The 15,767-nt window shown below is 68.3% G+C and carries 13 protein-coding genes; 5 read left to right on the top strand and 8 right to left on the bottom strand.

Annotated elements, in window-relative coordinates:
* Window positions 1-5 precede the first annotated feature (5 nt).
* The 4 genes from GDI_RS10880 to fzlA form a co-directional block, all read right to left on the bottom strand.
* Entirely contained in the window at window positions 6-1,427 is a 1,422-nt protein-coding gene (locus tag GDI_RS10880) for a replication-associated recombination protein A (RefSeq protein ID WP_012226163.1), read from the bottom strand.
* 75 nt (window positions 1,428-1,502) lie between these two features.
* Complete coding sequence (locus GDI_RS10885; RefSeq protein ID WP_041249400.1) at window positions 1,503-2,255, bottom strand: SDR family oxidoreductase; 753 nt, start codon at window positions 2,253-2,255, stop codon at window positions 1,503-1,505.
* A gap of 22 nt (window positions 2,256-2,277) precedes the next feature.
* Window positions 2,278-3,474: a BaiN/RdsA family NAD(P)/FAD-dependent oxidoreductase gene (locus tag GDI_RS10890; RefSeq protein WP_012226165.1), complete on the bottom strand. Its 1,197-nt coding sequence runs from the start codon at window positions 3,472-3,474 to the stop codon at window positions 2,278-2,280.
* A gap of 7 nt (window positions 3,475-3,481) precedes the next feature.
* The gene (gene fzlA, locus GDI_RS10895) at window positions 3,482-4,150 is read right to left on the bottom strand and encodes an FtsZ-binding protein FzlA (RefSeq protein ID WP_012226166.1); all 669 of its coding nucleotides are present in this window, start codon (window positions 4,148-4,150) and stop codon (window positions 3,482-3,484) included.
* A gap of 173 nt (window positions 4,151-4,323) precedes the next feature.
* On the opposite strand from fzlA, the gene minC reads away from it, so the two are divergent.
* The 3 genes from minC (at window position 4,324) to minE (ending at window position 6,237) form a co-directional block, all read left to right on the top strand.
* Entirely contained in the window at window positions 4,324-5,037 is a 714-nt protein-coding gene (gene minC, locus GDI_RS10900) for a septum site-determining protein MinC (protein ID WP_041249779.1), read from the top strand.
* Window positions 5,038-5,134: 97 nt separating this feature from the next.
* On the top strand, window positions 5,135-5,950 hold the full coding sequence (gene minD, locus GDI_RS10905) for a septum site-determining protein MinD (protein WP_012226169.1): 816 nt from the start codon (window positions 5,135-5,137) through the stop codon (window positions 5,948-5,950).
* Window positions 5,947-6,237, top strand: a complete 291-nt coding sequence (gene minE, locus GDI_RS10910; RefSeq protein WP_012226170.1) for a cell division topological specificity factor MinE — start codon at window positions 5,947-5,949, stop codon at window positions 6,235-6,237. The genes minD and minE overlap by 4 nt, the downstream gene beginning before the upstream one ends.
* A 35-nt stretch (window positions 6,238-6,272) precedes the next feature.
* Here the strand turns inward: minE and GDI_RS10915 are convergent, their stop codons facing one another.
* The gene (locus GDI_RS10915) at window positions 6,273-6,929 is read right to left on the bottom strand and encodes a GntR family transcriptional regulator (protein WP_012226171.1); all 657 of its coding nucleotides are present in this window, start codon (window positions 6,927-6,929) and stop codon (window positions 6,273-6,275) included.
* A 3-nt stretch (window positions 6,930-6,932) separates the two neighbouring features.
* The gene (locus GDI_RS10920) at window positions 6,933-8,732 is read right to left on the bottom strand and encodes an ABC transporter ATP-binding protein (RefSeq protein ID WP_012226172.1); all 1,800 of its coding nucleotides are present in this window, start codon (window positions 8,730-8,732) and stop codon (window positions 6,933-6,935) included.
* A 315-nt stretch (window positions 8,733-9,047) separates the two neighbouring features.
* On the opposite strand from GDI_RS10920, the gene GDI_RS10925 reads away from it, so the two are divergent.
* The gene (locus GDI_RS10925) at window positions 9,048-10,082 is read left to right on the top strand and encodes a glycosyltransferase family 4 protein (protein WP_012226174.1); all 1,035 of its coding nucleotides are present in this window, start codon (window positions 9,048-9,050) and stop codon (window positions 10,080-10,082) included.
* Window positions 10,083-10,099: 17 nt separating this feature from the next.
* Here the strand turns inward: GDI_RS10925 and GDI_RS10930 are convergent, their stop codons facing one another.
* Entirely contained in the window at window positions 10,100-11,290 is a 1,191-nt protein-coding gene (locus tag GDI_RS10930) for an MFS transporter (RefSeq protein WP_012226175.1), read from the bottom strand.
* Window positions 11,287-12,399, bottom strand: a complete 1,113-nt coding sequence (locus GDI_RS10935) for an anhydro-N-acetylmuramic acid kinase (RefSeq protein ID WP_041249401.1) — start codon at window positions 12,397-12,399, stop codon at window positions 11,287-11,289. The genes GDI_RS10930 and GDI_RS10935 overlap by 4 nt, the downstream gene beginning before the upstream one ends.
* A 128-nt stretch (window positions 12,400-12,527) precedes the next feature.
* Between GDI_RS10935 and GDI_RS10940 the strand changes: the two genes are divergently transcribed.
* Window positions 12,528-15,755, top strand: a complete 3,228-nt coding sequence (locus GDI_RS10940) for a glycosyltransferase (protein WP_012226177.1) — start codon at window positions 12,528-12,530, stop codon at window positions 15,753-15,755.
* The last annotated feature ends 12 nt before the right edge of the window (window positions 15,756-15,767 follow it).

The raw sequence follows: 15,767 nt of genomic DNA on the forward strand, positions 1-15,767 counted from the left end.
GCGCGCTATTGGCCCTTGCCGCCCGCGCGCAGCCGCGCCCAGTATTCCAGACGTTTCCCGATTTCGCGCTCGAACCCGCGATCGAACGGCCGATAGAGCTGCTGCGGGCCCATCCCGTCGGGGAAGTGATCGCGCGCGGCGGTCCGCTGTCCCGCCCCCGGATCGGCATCCGCGTAGACATCCGCGTATTCGGAATCGTAGCCGCGACCGTATCCCAAATCCTTCATCAGGTTGGTCGGCGCGTTCAGGATATGGGCCGGCGGCATCAGGCTGCCGGTCGATTTCGCCAGGCGCCGCGCGGCCTTGTACGCCGTGTAGACGGCATTCGACTTCGGTGCGGTGCCCAGATGGACCACCAGTTGCGCCAGGGCCAGTTCCCCCTCGGGCGAGCCCAGACGTTCGTACGTCTCCCACGCCGCGATAGCCAGCGGCAGGGCCTGCGGATCGGCCATGCCCACGTCCTCGGCCGCGAAGCGGGTCAGCCGCCGGGCGATGTAGCGCGGGTCCTCGCCGCCTTCGAGCATGCGGGCGAACCAGTACAGGGCCGCATCGGTATCGGAGCCACGCAGGGATTTATGCAGCGCCGAGATCAGGTTGTAATGCTCCTCGCGGTCCTTGTCGTACAGCACCGCGCGCCGGGCCAGCAGGCCGGACAGGCCGTGCGCGTCCATCGGCTGGTCCGTGCGAACCGCCAGAACCTGTTCGACCATGTTCAGCAGGTAGCGCCCGTCACCATCGGCCATGGCACGCAGGGTGGCGCGCCCGTCCGGCGTCAGGGGCAGCGCGCGACCGGTTGCCTCCTCCGCCCGGCAGAGCAGGCGTTCCAGCGCCGGATCGTCCAGCCGGCGCAGCACCATCACCTGGCAGCGCGACAGCAGCGCGCCGTTCAGCGCGAAGGATGGGTTTTCGGTGGTGGCACCCACCAGGACCACCGTCCCGTCCTCGACCACCGGCAGGAAACCATCCTGCTGGGCGCGGTTGAAGCGGTGGATTTCGTCCACGAACAGCAGCGTCCCCTGCCCGGCTTCGCCCAGGCGCCGGGCATCGTCGAACGCGCGCTTCAGGTCGGCCACGCCCGAAAACACCGCCGAAAGCTGCACGAAACGCAGCCCTGCCGCGTCGGCCAGCAGGCGGGCGATGGTCGTCTTGCCGACCCCGGGGCCGCCCCACAGGATCAGGCTGGCCAGCGATCCCCGATCGAGCATGCGCCGCAGCGCGCCGTCGGGGCCCAGCAGGTGGTCCTGCCCCACCACATCGTCCAGCGATTCGGGGCGCAGCCGGTCGGCCAGGGGCTGCGTGCGCGGCGGCGCGGCCCGCCCCCGGCGCCCGCCGGAACCGGACGCCCCCTGCCCCGACGTGCCCTGCACGGGGGACGCCGGACCGCCGAACAGATCTCCGTCACCGTGGTCATCCCGCCTGCCCGCCATGCCGTCGCGTCCATCCCTGTCGCAGAGTGCCCCGGCCCGCCGGATACCACGGGCATGGCGCCGAGTGGAAATGCCTCACCAGGGCAGCGCGTGATCCATGTGAAAGAAGCCGCCGGTCGGGCCGTCATCGGGCAGGGTCGCCAGCCGCACGCTGGTCAGTGCGCCCTGGGCCACGTCCAGCGGCGCGTCCTGCCCGCCCATGTCGGTGCGCACCCAACCCGGATGGGCGGAATTGACCTTGACCGCCGTGTCCTTCAGCTCGTGCGCCAGGTGCACGGTAAAGGCGTTCAGCGCCGTCTTGGACGCATCATAGGCGAAGGTCAGCTTGCCGTAGATCGGCGAGGCCGGATCGCTGTGCGCGCCCAGTGACGCAAGGATGCTGGACAGGTTGACGATCCGCCCGGCCGGCGATTTCAGGACCAGCGGCAGCAGCGTCTGCGTCACCTGCACGGTCGCGAACAGGTTGATCTCGAACGTGTCCCGCAACGTCTTGTCCGGCGTCGCCGACGGCGGCGGGGCCGCCCCGTCCGCCCCCCGGTCCAGCAGGACACCCGCATTGTTCACCAGGATGTCCAGACGCCCGTAGGTCGTGGCGATGTAATCGCGCAGCGCGGTCAGCTGCGCCGGGTTGTCGATGTCCAGCACCACGCCCTCGGCCGACAGGCCCTCGCCGCGCAGCCGGTCGGCCACGCCATCCGCCTGCTCCTGCCTGCGGCCGGCGACCAGGACGTGAATCCCCTGCCGCGCCAGTTGGCGTGCGGTTTCCAGCCCGATTCCGCGCACCGCGCCGGTGACCAGCGCGATGCGCCGCGTTTCATTTGCCGTCATGATATCTGCCTCCCGACCGGGATCAGCCGCCTTCGGCGATGGCACGTCCCGCCGCGTGGCCGCTGGCCCAGGCCCATTGAAAATTATAGCCGCCCAGCCAGCCCGTCACGTCCACGGCCTCGCCGACCGCGTACAGGCCGGGGACCGACCGTGCCTCCATGGTGCGCGACGACAGGTCGCGCGTGTCGATGCCGCCCCGCGTGACCTCGGCCTTGGCGAAGCCCTCGGTTCCCGCGGGCACCAGGCACCAGCGTCCCAGATGCTGACCCAGCCGGTTCAGCACCGCGTCCGGCATGTCGCCGACCGGCCCGTCGGGCAGATGGTGCATCGCCATGGCCTGCGCAAGCCGCTGCGGCAGGAAGCCGGACAGCATCGTCCGCCCCTCGACGCGCGGGCGCTGCCGCTTGGCCGCCCGCAGGGCTTCGGCCGCATCACGCCCCGGCATCAGGTCCAGGCAGATCTCGCGCCCCGAATCCCAATAGGACGAAACCTGCAGGATCGCCGGTCCCGACAGGCCGCGATGGGTAAACAGCATCGCCTCGCGGAAGCGGGTGGTCCCGCACCGCGCGACGACATCCAGCGACACCCCGGCCAGGTCGGGCACCCACCCGGGGGTGGCGGCGTCGATCGTCAGCGGGACCAGCGCCGGCAGGGTGGGCGTGACCCGCAGGCCGAACTGCCGGGCGATGGCGTGCGACAGGCCCGTGGCCCCCATTTTGGGAATCGACAGCCCGCCGGTCGCCAGCACCAGCGCGGGCGCGCGGAACGTGCCGTGATCGGTCGCAACGCTGAAACCGTCGCCCCCCACGACATCGGTGATGCGGTGCGACAGGCGGATATCCACCCCGCCCGCGTCGCATTCCGCCAGCAGCATGGCAACCACGGCGCGCGCCGATCCGTCGCAGAACAACTGCCCCAGCGTCTTTTCGTGCCAGGCGATTCCGTGCCGCTCGATCATCGCCAGGATGTCGGCGGGACCGAACCGGGCCAGCGCCGACTTGGCGAAATGCGGGTTGCCCGACAGGAACCGCCCGGCATCGGTGTCCAGGTTGGTGAAATTGCAGCGTCCGCCGCCGGAAATCAGGATCTTGCGCCCGGCTTCGGCGGCGTGGTCCAGCACGGCCACCCGGCGGCCGCGCTGGCCGGCCGCCAGCGCGGCCATCAGCCCCGCCGCGCCGGCCCCCAGGACGATGACGTCGAAATCCATGGCTAAGGACATGAACGGATCAGAAATCGAGATCCGCGTAATGGTCGGGCGGCACGATTCCCGTCACCCGGTCGTTCAGCAGCGACCGGAAACAGGGACGGGACTTGATCCGGGCATACCAGTCCTTGGCCGCCGGGGCCTTGGACCAGTCCACGTCATTGATGAAATCGAGGCAGGACAGGTGCGCCGCCGCCGCGAAATCGGCCAGCGACAGGGTCGGCCCCGCCAGCCATTTCCGCGTTTCCGCCAGCCAGTCGATATAGGACAGGTGATAGCGGATGTTGGCATATCCGGCCCGCAGGGCGTTGCCGTCGGGATTGCCGCGCCCGGAAATCCGCTTCATCACCTTCTCATGCAGCAGGTTCTCCGTCACCTCGGCGGCGAATTTCTCGTCGAACCAGGTCACGAGACGCCGCACCTCGACCCGTTCGGCCAGGGTACGGCCCAGCAGCGGCGTGTCGGGATAGGCTTCTTCCAGATATTCGCAGATGACGGCCGAATTGGGAATCGCCAGCCCGTTCTCCTCGACCAGCAGCGGCACGGTTGCCGCCGGATTCGCGGCCAGGAATTCGGGACGGCGCTCCCATACCCGCTCCATCATCAGTTCGAACGGCAGGCGCTTTTCGCCCAGCACAAGACGGACCTTGCGGCAGAAGGGCGAGAGCGGAAGATGATAGAGGATGCGCATCCCTCCGCTTTATTGCATCGCCCCACGCTTCGCCAAGGCCCGCGATGATGTCGCCTGCCTGAAACACGCCCGGGAATTCGCACGGTCGGTCCACCGATCGCTCGACAGGGCGGGATTCTCACGGTAGCTGGAATGGGCCTCCATCATTCGCAGACCGAAGGTCCGTGACGCCCTTGTCCGACGATTTCCGACCGCCTCCCCGTATCCGAGCCCGCGGCCGTTCCTTCCTGGCGCTTGTGCTGTCGCCCGAGGCCGGGCTGGATGACTGGCTGCGGGGGCTGGACGCACAGATCGCGCGCTCGCCGTCCTTCTTCGTCGGCAAGCCGATCATTCTGGACCTCGGCCTGCTGTCGGGCGAAGCCGAGGGCCTGGCCGACCTGTACCCCGCCCTGCTGGAACGCGGGGTGCGGATCATCGGGATCGAAGGGGGGGATTCCGCCTGGCCCGCCCTGGCCGGCTGGGACTGGCCGCAGGGATTCGAGGGCGGCCGGGCCTCGGGCACCGTCGCCCTGCCCGAGGAAACGGATGGCGGCGAGGCCGCATCCGCCACCGCGCCGGCCGCGTCGCTGATCGTCGAGCGGCCGGTACGCTCCGGCCAGTCGGTCCTGCATCATGACGGAGACGTGATCGTCATCGGGTCGGTGGCCTCGGGCGCCGAGATTTCCGCCGGCGGGTCGGTCCATGTCTATGGAACGCTGCGCGGGCGCGCGATCGCGGGGATGGGCGGCCAGCCGGGGGCGCGGATCTTCGCCACCGCGATGAAGGCGGAACTGCTGGCGATCGACGGCTATTACATGATCGCCGAGGAGATCGATCCCGCCCTGAGCGGCCAGCCGGCGCAGGCCCTGCTGGAAGACGGCACCCTTGTCGTCCGGCCATTGCATTGAAGGGCCGCTTTCCCCGTTGCCCTCGCCATATCTCCGCCACTAGAGTCCCGCAAACATGACGCCGCAGAATGGCGAATCCGGACAGAGGAACACGCGTATGGCCAAGGTGCTGGTTGTCACATCGGGAAAGGGCGGCGTCGGCAAGACGACTTCCACCGCCGCCCTCGGCGCGGCACTGGCCCAGACGGGGAAAAACGTCGTCGTCGTCGATTTCGACGTCGGGCTGCGGAACCTGGACCTGGTGATGGGCGCCGAGCGCCGGGTAGTGTTCGACCTGATCAACGTGGTCCAGGGCGATGCCAAGCTGGCGCAGGCGCTGATTCGCGACAAGCGGGTCGAAACGCTGTCGATCCTGCCGGCGTCGCAGACCCGCGACAAGGATGCGCTGACGCCCGAGGGCGTGGCCCGCGTGATGGACGAACTGCGCGAGAAATTCGACTGGGTGATCTGCGACAGCCCGGCCGGCATCGAGCGCGGCGCGCAGCTTGCCATGTATCATGCCGACCAGGCCGTGGTGGTGACCAACCCCGAGGTCTCGTCAGTCCGCGACAGCGACCGCATCATCGGCATGCTGGACAGCACGACCGAGCGCGCCAAGCGGGGCGAGAAGGTCGACAAGCACCTGCTGCTGACGCGCTACGACCCGGCCCGCGCCGCGCGGGGCGAGATGCTGCGCACCGAGGACGTGCTGGAAATCCTGTCGATTCCGCTTCTGGGCATCGTACCGGAAAGCGAGGAGGTGCTGCGCGCATCGAACCTCGGCACCCCGGTCACGTTATCCAATCCGACCAGCGCCCCGGCCCGCGCCTATTTCGAGGCGGTGCGCCGCCTGGAGGGCGAGAAGCTGGACATCAGCGTGCCGACCGAGCGCAAGGGCCTGTTCGACTGGCTGTTCAAGCGGAGTGTGGCATGAGCCTTCTGGCATCCCTGTTCGGACGCAAGACTTCCGCCCCTGTCGCACGCGACCGCCTGCAGATCCTGCTGGCCCACGAACGCTCCGCCGGCGAAGGCCAGTCGGAGCTGATCGCGAAGCTGCAGGAAGAGATCCTGGCCGTCATTACGCGGCATATCACCGTCGATCAGGACAAGGTCCAGATCAAGATGGATCGCGGTGCCGGGGTCTCGATGCTGGAAATCGACATCGAGGTCCCGGAGCTGAAGGCCCGCGCGGCGCCGCAGGCGGCGGCCGCCATCAAATAGGCGCCCCCAGGCTCGGAGACTTTTGAAGCCGCCTCCTAGAAAGGCATCAGGGGCTCGATCCAGGTGCGCGCATATTCCGCGTCATGGACCAGGGCGAGGCTGGCCGCGATGGGGTCGCGGGCGCGCAATGCGCGCAGCAATTCGTCATGCGGGTGCGGGACACCGGGCGGCCGGGTGGGCGGACCGGTCCGTGCCAGCGCGTAGAGCGGGCCGATCCGGGCCCACAGGCTGCGCAGGATATTCGCCGTCAGCGGCAGGTCCGCGATCGCGGCCAGCATGGCGTGGAAATCGGCGTTGCTGGCCGCCATCCGGGCATCGTCGTGACGGGTGCAGGCCTCCTGGAAATCGTCATCCAGTTCGGCAAGCGCGTCCAGTTCGGCGGACGTGGCGCGCAGCGCCGCCGCCTGGACCAGCCGGCTTTCCAGATCGACCCGCAGCGTATGGATTTCCCGAAAGCTGGCGGGCGTGATCTCGGGCACCACCGCCGTATTGCGATCGTTCAGTTCCAGCGCCTGTTCGGACACGAGACGCAGCAGCGCTTCGCGGACCGGGGTGGGACTCAGGCCCAGTTCGGCCGCCAGGGGACGCAGCACCAGCCGCTGACCCACGCGGTAGCGGCTGCGGATCAGCCCGGTGCGGATATGATTGTAGGCGTCGATGCCCAGCATCTTGCGCCCGCCGTCGCTCGTCATGCCTTATACCGCGCCTTCCACGGTCATCGACTGACGCTCCAGGAAATCGCGATACGGGCCCACGCTGCGCTCCAGCAGCGCGACGGGGCCGTCCTGCACGATCCGCCCCTGGTCCATCACCACGATGCGGTCGAAATCGCGCAGCGTGGACAGGCGATGGGCCACCGCGATCACGGTACGGCCGACCTTCAGCCGGTCCAGGGCCGCCTGCACGTGCTGTTCGCTCTCGCTGTCCAGGGCGCTGGTGGCCTCGTCCAGGATCAGGATCGGCGCATTGCGCAGGAAGGCGCGCGCGATCGCGATGCGCTGGCGCTGGCCGCCCGAGAGCTTGACCCCGCGATCCCCGACCTCGGTCTGGAATCCTTCCGGCATCGCGTCGATGAAGTCGCGGCATCCAGCGGCGGCGGCGGCGGCCAGGACCTCGTCATCCGTCGCGTCGGGCTTGCCGTAGCGGATATTTTCCAGCACCGACCGGCGCAACATCGACACGTCCTGCGGCACCACCGACATGCAGGCCCGCAGGCTGGGCTCGTCCAGGTCGCGGATGTCGATTCCGTCGATCTCGATCGCGCCACCCTGGACGTAACGCAGCCGCTGGATCAGGGCCAGGATCGTGCTCTTGCCCGAACCGGACCGCCCCACCAGGCCCACGCGCGATCCGGCGGCGATTTCCAGGTTGAAATGCGACAGGACCGGCCGGGCGCCCGGATAGGCGAAGGTGACGTCGCGAAACGCGACCTCGCCGCGCGAGGTGCCGGTGAAGCCGCGCGCATCGGGGGAATCGACCATTTCGTGCCGGACCAGGATGGCCGACAGCGCCTCGTCCAGCCGGGCGATGTGCTGGATGGTTTCGACCAGCGCCACGGCCAGGTCGCGCGTGCCGTGCAGGATCATGAAGCCCAGGTTGGCCACCATCACCACGTCGCCGATGGTCGCGCGCCCCATCTGCCACAGCAGCACCACCCAGGCCAGCAGGCCGGCGGTCAGGACCGCCGTCAGCACCGCATGGACCAGCCGCAGCTTTTCCATGTAGCGCAGCGACCGGCCCCGGGCGCCCATTTCCTGGCGCATCACGTCGGCCAGGCGCAGGCGCTCGTAATGCGTCATGCCGAACGAGCGCACGAGCGAGACGTTGTTGATGATGTCCAGCATCTCGCCATCCACGCGCGAGGCCTCGGCCGCGTAATGCTGGTGCAGGCCGCGCCCGCCCGCCGCCATGCGGAACATCAGGAGGCACAGCCCGCCCGACAGGGCCACGATCACCCCGGCCATCAGCGGGCTGATCGTCAGCAGCAGCCCGATCGACAGCGCCACGTTCAGGCAGGGCGGCAGCACGTTCCACGCCGCCAGGTTTTCCAGCGTGAACAGCGACATGGCGGACGTGGAAATCCGCGATGCCATGGCACCGGGCATCCGGTCGGCGAAATAGGACGCGGAATGCCCGGTCAGGTACCGGAACAGGTCGCGCCGCACGTCCCCCGTCATCTCGACGAAGGCATAGGTCGCGAACCAGCCGGCGACCCGCCACGAGAGGTTGTCGAAGGCGATCACCACGACCAGGATCGCGACCGCGCGCCAGACGGCCGCCATCTCTCCCGCGCCGTGCGCGGTCATGGTATCGACAAGGAAGCGGGTGGCGTATGTGGCGCCGACCGTGCAGGCGACCGCGACCGCGACCGAAAGGAAGATCACGACATGCTGAACCGCATGGCGCCGCATATAGCGGAAGATAAAGGAGAGCGGCCGCCCCAGGTAGCGGACCAGTTGGTCGTCGGGAATGGTGGTCTCGGTATCACTCGCCAAAATCGGCTGCCCTCTCTACTGCCGGCCGCTCCGGTCGTCATGGCGTCCGGAAAGTCCTGCGCCCTGAACTGTTTATCTATCCGGATCAGGGGGAGGAAAGAAAGGTTCTCCTGACCGGCGACCCGCCGTTATGGCCACCTTATCATTACGGCCACCCTTCGTTACGGAACGTGGTTGCTCCCGTTCCGTTTACCAGTAACCCGGATCAGTGTCCCGGGCCGATGCCATGGATTTGCCGTTTCCCGGTCGCACGCTAGGCTCCCGCACGCTAGCATCCCCTGTTTCCTCAAGCGGAAGAAAGAAGTGAACTGCCCCATGCGTATCGCCCAGATCGCGCCACTCCATGAAGCCGTGCCACCCAAGCTCTATGGCGGGACCGAGCGCGTCGTGTCCTTCCTGACGGAAGAACTGACGGCCATGGGCCACGACGTGACGCTGTTCGCCAGCGGCGACAGCGTGACTTCCGCCCGCCTGAACGCCTGCTGGCCGCAGGCGTTGCGCCTGGACCCCGCGATTCGCGACCCGATCGCGCCGCACATGCTGATGATGGAACAGGTCGCCCGTGCGGCGGATCAGTTCGATATCCTGCATTTCCATATGGATTACTGGCCCTTCACCCATTTCAGCCGCCAGAAGACGCCGATGCTGACCACCATGCATGGCCGGCTGGACCTGATGGAGCTGCAGCCGGTCTTCAACGCGTTCCCGAACGTGCCGATCGTGTCGATTTCCGATAACCAGCGCCTGCCCCTGCCCCAGGCCCATTACGTGCGCACCGTGCTGCACGGCCTGCCGGCGAACCTGCTGACGCCGCAGCCCGGGCCGCGCGACTACCTTGCCTTCCTGGGCAGGATCTGCCCGGAAAAAGGCGTAGACAAGGCAATCCGCATCGCCCGCGCGCTGGGCGTGAAGCTGAAGATCGCCGCCAAGATCGACAAGGTGGATGTCGAGTATTTCGATCGCGAGATCCTGCCGATGCTGGGCGACGGCGTCGAGCTGATCGGCGAGATCAACGACCAGCAGAAGCCCGGATTCCTGTCCGGCGCCAAGGCCCTGCTGATGCCGATCGACTGGCCCGAACCGTTCGGCCTGGTGATGATCGAGGCCATGGCCTGCGGCACGCCGGTCGTCGCCTTCCGCCGCGGATCGGTGCCGGAGGTGCTGGAAGACGGGCTGACCGGCCTGATCGTGGACGACGAGCAGCAGGCCATCGCCGCCTGCGCCCGCCTGCCGGAGATGAATTCCACCCGCATCCGCCAGCGATTCGAGGAACGCTTCACCGCCCGCCGCATGGCCGAGGACTATCTGGCCGTCTATCGCGACCTGATCGCCGCCAGGGCGCAGGCCTGAACCGATCCGCCGCGTGACTATCCTGGCCGGCGAAACGTTTCGCCGGCCAGGACCTGGCGGGTCAGCGCCACCAGCGCCAGCACCACCCCCGCCAGCGTGACCGCATTCCACCCGGAATGGTGGAACAGCACCGCCGCCGTCACCGATCCGGTAGCGCCGCACAGGAACACGATGGTCATGAACAGCGCGTTCAGCCGCCCCCGTATGTCGGGCCGCAGCATGTAGATCGCCCGCATGCTGATCACCTGGTTGGTCTGCACGCCCGCATCCAGCAGGATCGCCGCCACCGCCAGCAGCACCACCGCGTGCCATGCCACCGCCACCAGTCCCAGGCCGTAGGCGCCGGCGATCGTCAGCATGGCCCCGGTGGTGGCCTGGTTGGTCAGCCCCCGGTCGGCCAGCCGGCCCGCGACGGGCGCGGCCAGTGCGCCGCCCGCCCCGGCCAGCGCGAACAGGGCGATCCCCGTCTGGCCCAGCCGGAAGGGGGCGGCGGCCAGCAGCAGCGGCACCGCCGTCCAGAAGATGTTGAATGCCGCGAACGCCGCCCCCTGATAGAAAGCGCGCCGCCGCAGCAACGGCGTGCCGGCCAGGATGCCGCCCAGCGAGCCCAGGATATGCAGGTAGGTCAGCCCGTCATGCACCGGCTGGCGGCGGGGCAGCTTCCACGCCAGGGCCGCCATCAGCGCCAGCATCAGCCCGCATGATGCCAGGAAGATCGCGTGCCAGCCGAAATGCGCGGCCAGCAGGCTGGCGACGGGGCGCGCCAGCATGATCCCGCCGATCAGCCCGCCCATGACCGTGCCGACCACCCGGCCCCGATCCTCGGGTGCGGAAAGATGGGACGCCAGGGGCACCAGGACCTGCGTCGCGGTGGCGAACACCCCCATGGCGAAGTCCATGGCCAGGAACAGGGCGGCCGAGGACGCCAGGGCGGAGGCCAGCAGGGTGACGCACAGGCCGGCCAGCGCCGCCAGGACCAGAAGCCGGTTTTCCACGATGTCGGCCAGGGACACCAGCCCGATCATCCCGCAACCGTAACCGAGCTGCGTCAGCATCACGATGCTGCCCAGCCACGCCGGCGCCAGGCCGATATCCGGACCGATCAGCGCGATCAGCGGCTGGGCGTAATAGATGTTGGCGACCACCATGCCCGCGGCGCACGCGATCAGGCGGATCACCCCGGATGACGAGGTCGGAATACTGCTCATCCCGTTATCCCGGACGCGGCGACGGCGCGGACAACCGCATCGGGCACGCCATGCGTTTCCAGCCGGCCGCCCGTGACCGGCCGGGTGGCGCCCGTCGTGTCCGGAAAGGACAGGGGCAGGCCGCGCAGGCTGCGCATGGCCAGGAAACCGAAACACTGGGCCTCCAGCGCGTCGCCGTTCCAGCCTGCGGCCTCGACCGGGTCGACGGCGGCGGGCAGGCTGTCGCGCAGCCCCTCCATCAGCACCGGATTATGGCGGCCGCCGCCGCAGACCAGCCAGCGGCGGGGCTGGAACGGCAGCTTCAGGGCGGCGACCGCGCGCACCGTGAACGCCGCCAGCGTCGCCGCGCCATCGGCGGCGGACAGGCGCTCCAGCACCTCCATCCCGCGATGGAAGGACAGACGGTCCAGCGATTTCGGGGCGCCGCGCAGGAAGAACGGATCGCTCATCAGTTCGGCCAGCACGTCCGGGTCGGGCCGCCCGGCACGGGCCAGCGCGCCGTCACGGTCACAGGGCACGCCGGTATGGCGCATGGCCCAGTCGTCCAGCAGCGCGTTTCCCGGCCCGGTGTCGCAGGCGACCAGCCGGCCATGCGGGCCGATCAGCGACACGTTCGCTACCCCGCCGATATTGAGCACGGCCACCGGGTGGTCCATCCCGTGCGCCAGGGCCTGATGGAAGACCGGAACCAGCGGCGCGCCCTCGCCGCCCGCCGCCATGTCGGCGCTGCGGAAATCATACACCACCGGCAGCCCGGTTTCCGCCGCCAGCAGCGCCGCGTCCCCGATCTGCCATGTCCTTGCCTCCTCGGGCCGGTGCAGGATCGTCTGGCCATGGAACCCGATCAACTGCGCCGGCCAGTCCAGGGCCCGCACCGCCTGGGCATGCAGCAGGGTCAGGTCGCGTTCCACCGCGCGCAGGTCCGGATCATCCGCCGGCAGTCCCGGCGCGCGGTCGCAGAGATCGCGCACGCGGCGGCGCAGGGACGGTGGGAAGGGAACGGTCGCCGCCGGCCCCGCGGCCCGAACGGTCACGCCATCCGTTTCCACGCCGGCGGCGTCCACGCCGTCCAGCGACGTACCGCTCATCAGGCCGATGACACGAATCATGCACTCCCCCGTCTTGCCGATCCGGCACGCTATCGCAAGGACCGGGATAACCAAACATTAAGCACCTGCCGATAGACCCGAAATGCGCCGCCACGGAGGGCCCGACCATCCTTTCCCACGCCGAGCCCATGCCCACCCCGCCCGGCGACACGGTCGTCGGACTGCTGCTGGATATCGCCTGCCTTCTGCTGAGCAACGGTGCGGACGCCCCGGCGATCGAACGCACCGTCGGGGCCTTCGCATCCTGCCTGGGCCATGACGCGGGATTGACCATTACGTACCGGGTGGACGCCTTCCTGCTGGACATCGGGACCAGTTCGGGCGAGCAGGCGCGGCACGCCGTGCCGATCGCGACCATGCGTGTGGCGCCGTCGGTGATCGAGCCGCTGCTGGCGCTGGCCGGCCACGCGTCCTGCACGCAGGACGACATCCATGCCGCGCGGGCCCGCGCGCTGCGGCGGGACGCGGCGGCCGATCCCGGGCACCAGCCGGCCTGGTACCGGTTCGACCCGGACTGGTATCGGGCGGCCTATCCCTTCGTCGCCGAGCAGATGGTCTTCCTGGGCTGCGACGACGTCGTGGCCTATTTCCGGGATTTCGGCATCGGGCTGGGCCATTCCCCCAACCCGTTCTTCGACGAGGCATGGTATCGCACGGCCCATCCCGACATTGCGCGACTGATCGCGGACGGCGTGGTCCAGAACGGATTCGTCCATTATCTGACCACCGGTTTTGCCGATCGTTCTCCGCACTGGCTGTTCGATTCCGGCCTGTATCGCAGGGCGCACCCCGACCTGTCGCCCGAAGGCCTGGCGATACGGGGGTACCGCAACCTTTACGACCATTACCTGGAAGTCGGCGACCCATCCGGCCTGCGGGGGCAATGGCTGTTCGACCCGTCCGGCAGGTTCCGGCAGGTGGCGGCGTCCCTGCCCCACGTGGCACCGACCCTGTCGCTGTCGCCGTGTTTCGACGCGATCTGGTATCTGAAGACCTATCCTGAAGTCGCCGCGCTGATCGCCGCCGGTGCCTATTCCTGCGCGCTGCATCACTACCTGGCCAATCCGACCCCGACCCGCTTCTGTGCGACGCCCTGGTTTTCCGAAGATTACTACCGTGTTTTTTACGAAGACGTGGACAGCGCGCTGCGGAACGGCACCTTCCGCACGGGATACGAGCATTTTCTGGAATTCGGCCTGCGGGAATGGCGGCGCCCCCACCCGGATGTCGACCTGCGCGCCTTTCGCGACCGGCTGGCGCGGACGAACCCGGAAATGCGCCTGGAACCGGACCCGTTCCGTTTCTGGCTGGCCGTACCGGCCGACCTGCGCATCGCGCCGGCCCCGCCACGCATCGACGAGGCGATATCCCGCGACGCCTTCCGGCAGGCGGCCGAGGATATGCTGCTGCTGCACGCGCACGAACCGATCGATTTCACGCCGGACGGGCCGGCCGACCTGGCCGTGGTGATGGTCGCGCACAACCGGTTCAGCCTGACGATGCAGGCCCTGGCCGCGCTGCGCACCGGATGGCCCGGAAACATGCAGGTCATCATTGCCGATTCCGGATCACATGACGAGACGCGGCATCTGGAGCGGTACGTCGCGGGTGCCCGAATCATCCGCTTCGCGCGCAATGTCGGCTATATCGAGGCCTGCAACGCGGCGCTGCGGATGGTGACGGCACCCTGCACATTGTACCTGAACAACGACCTGATCGTGGAGTACGGAGCCATCGCGCGGGCGCTGCGCCGACTGCATGCCGCGCCCGACATCGGGGCGGTCGGTGCGAAGATTGTCCGCAGCAACGGCATTCTTCAGGAAGCGGGGTCGATCCTGTGGCGGGACGGCACCACCAGCGGCTATCTGCGCGACCGCGATCCCGCGACGCCCGAGGCGAACTTCGTGCGCGAGGCCGATTACTGTTCCGGCGCGTTCCTGCTGGCGCGGACCGGGTTGCTGCATCAGCTTGACGGTTTCGATCCGGCCTTTTCCCCGGCCTATTACGAGGAAGTCGATCTGTGCGTGCGGATGCGCAAGGCCGGGTACCGGGTCGTCTACGATCCGTCGGTCATGGTGCGGCATCTGGAATACGGATCGTCCGACACCGATCATTCCCGTGTCCTGATGCATCGCAATCATCGCGTCTTCAGCGACAGGCATCGCGATATCCTGCGCTATTGCCAGCCCCGCGCCGCAGGGAACGCCATCTTCGCGCGCTCGCCCCGCGGCGCCCGGCGACGCATCCTGTATATCGAGGACCGGCCGCCGATCCGCCGCCATGGCGCGGGCTATGCACGGTCCAACGACATCGTGCGCCTGATGGTGGAAATGGATTATCAGGTCACCATCTTTCCGATCCTGATGACTGACACGCCCCTGCTGGACATCTACGGCGCCCTGCCCGACAGCGTGGAAATCCTGCATGACCGCCATATCGGCATGCTGGCCGACCTGATCCGCGAACGGCCGGGATATTACGATCTGGTCTGGGTGGGCCGGACCCATAATCTGGCGCAGATCCTGCCGATCCTGGCCGCGTCACCGGCCGCCCTGCCGGTCGAGGGCTTCATCCTGGACACCGAGTGCATCGCCGCCCCCCGGACGGCGGAGCGCGCGCGGGTGCTGGGCCTGGCATCCCCGCCGAAACTGGATCAGGCGGTGCGCGACGAACTGGCCTGCGCCTATTTCTGCCAGCAGATCGTGGCAGTCAGCGACCATGACGCAGCACTGGTGCGATCGGCCGGTTACGACAATGTCGCCGTGCTGGGGCACATGCTGGAACCGGCCCCCACGCCCTCGGGCTGGGCGGAGCGGAGCGGCATCCTGTTTTTGGGCGCCCTGCACGACATGGAGTCCCCCAATTACGACAGCATCGCGTGGTTCATCACGCAGGTCATGCCGCGCATGCCGGCGGAGATGCATCTGACGATCGCGGGCCATGTCGATCCGTCGGTTCATTTCAGCGCCCTGGCCGGCCATGGGCGCGTCACCTTCCTGGGCGCGGTCGATGATCCGCGGCCGCTCTATGACCGGCACCGTGTGTTCGTCGCCCCCACCCGCTTCGCCGGCGGCCTGCCCTACAAGGTTCACGAGGCAGCCGCCCATGGCCTGCCGGTGGTAGCCAGCACGGTACTGTGCCGGCAGGTCGGCTGGGATGTGGGCACGGATATCCTGTGCGGCGGATCGGACGACCCGCAATGCTTTGCCGATGCGATCATGGCGCTGTACGAGGATGCCGGATTGTGGCGTACGGTGCGCGACGGTGCGATCGGACGCATTGCGCGGGAGAATGATCCGCATGCGTATCGCCGCCGGTTGGCGGACATTTTAGAAAAGCTGTTATCCATGGGATAAGCGAAATAAATA

It is taken from the genome of Gluconacetobacter diazotrophicus PA1 5 (assembly GCF_000067045.1).
Lineage (GTDB): Bacteria > Pseudomonadota > Alphaproteobacteria > Acetobacterales > Acetobacteraceae > Gluconacetobacter > Gluconacetobacter diazotrophicus.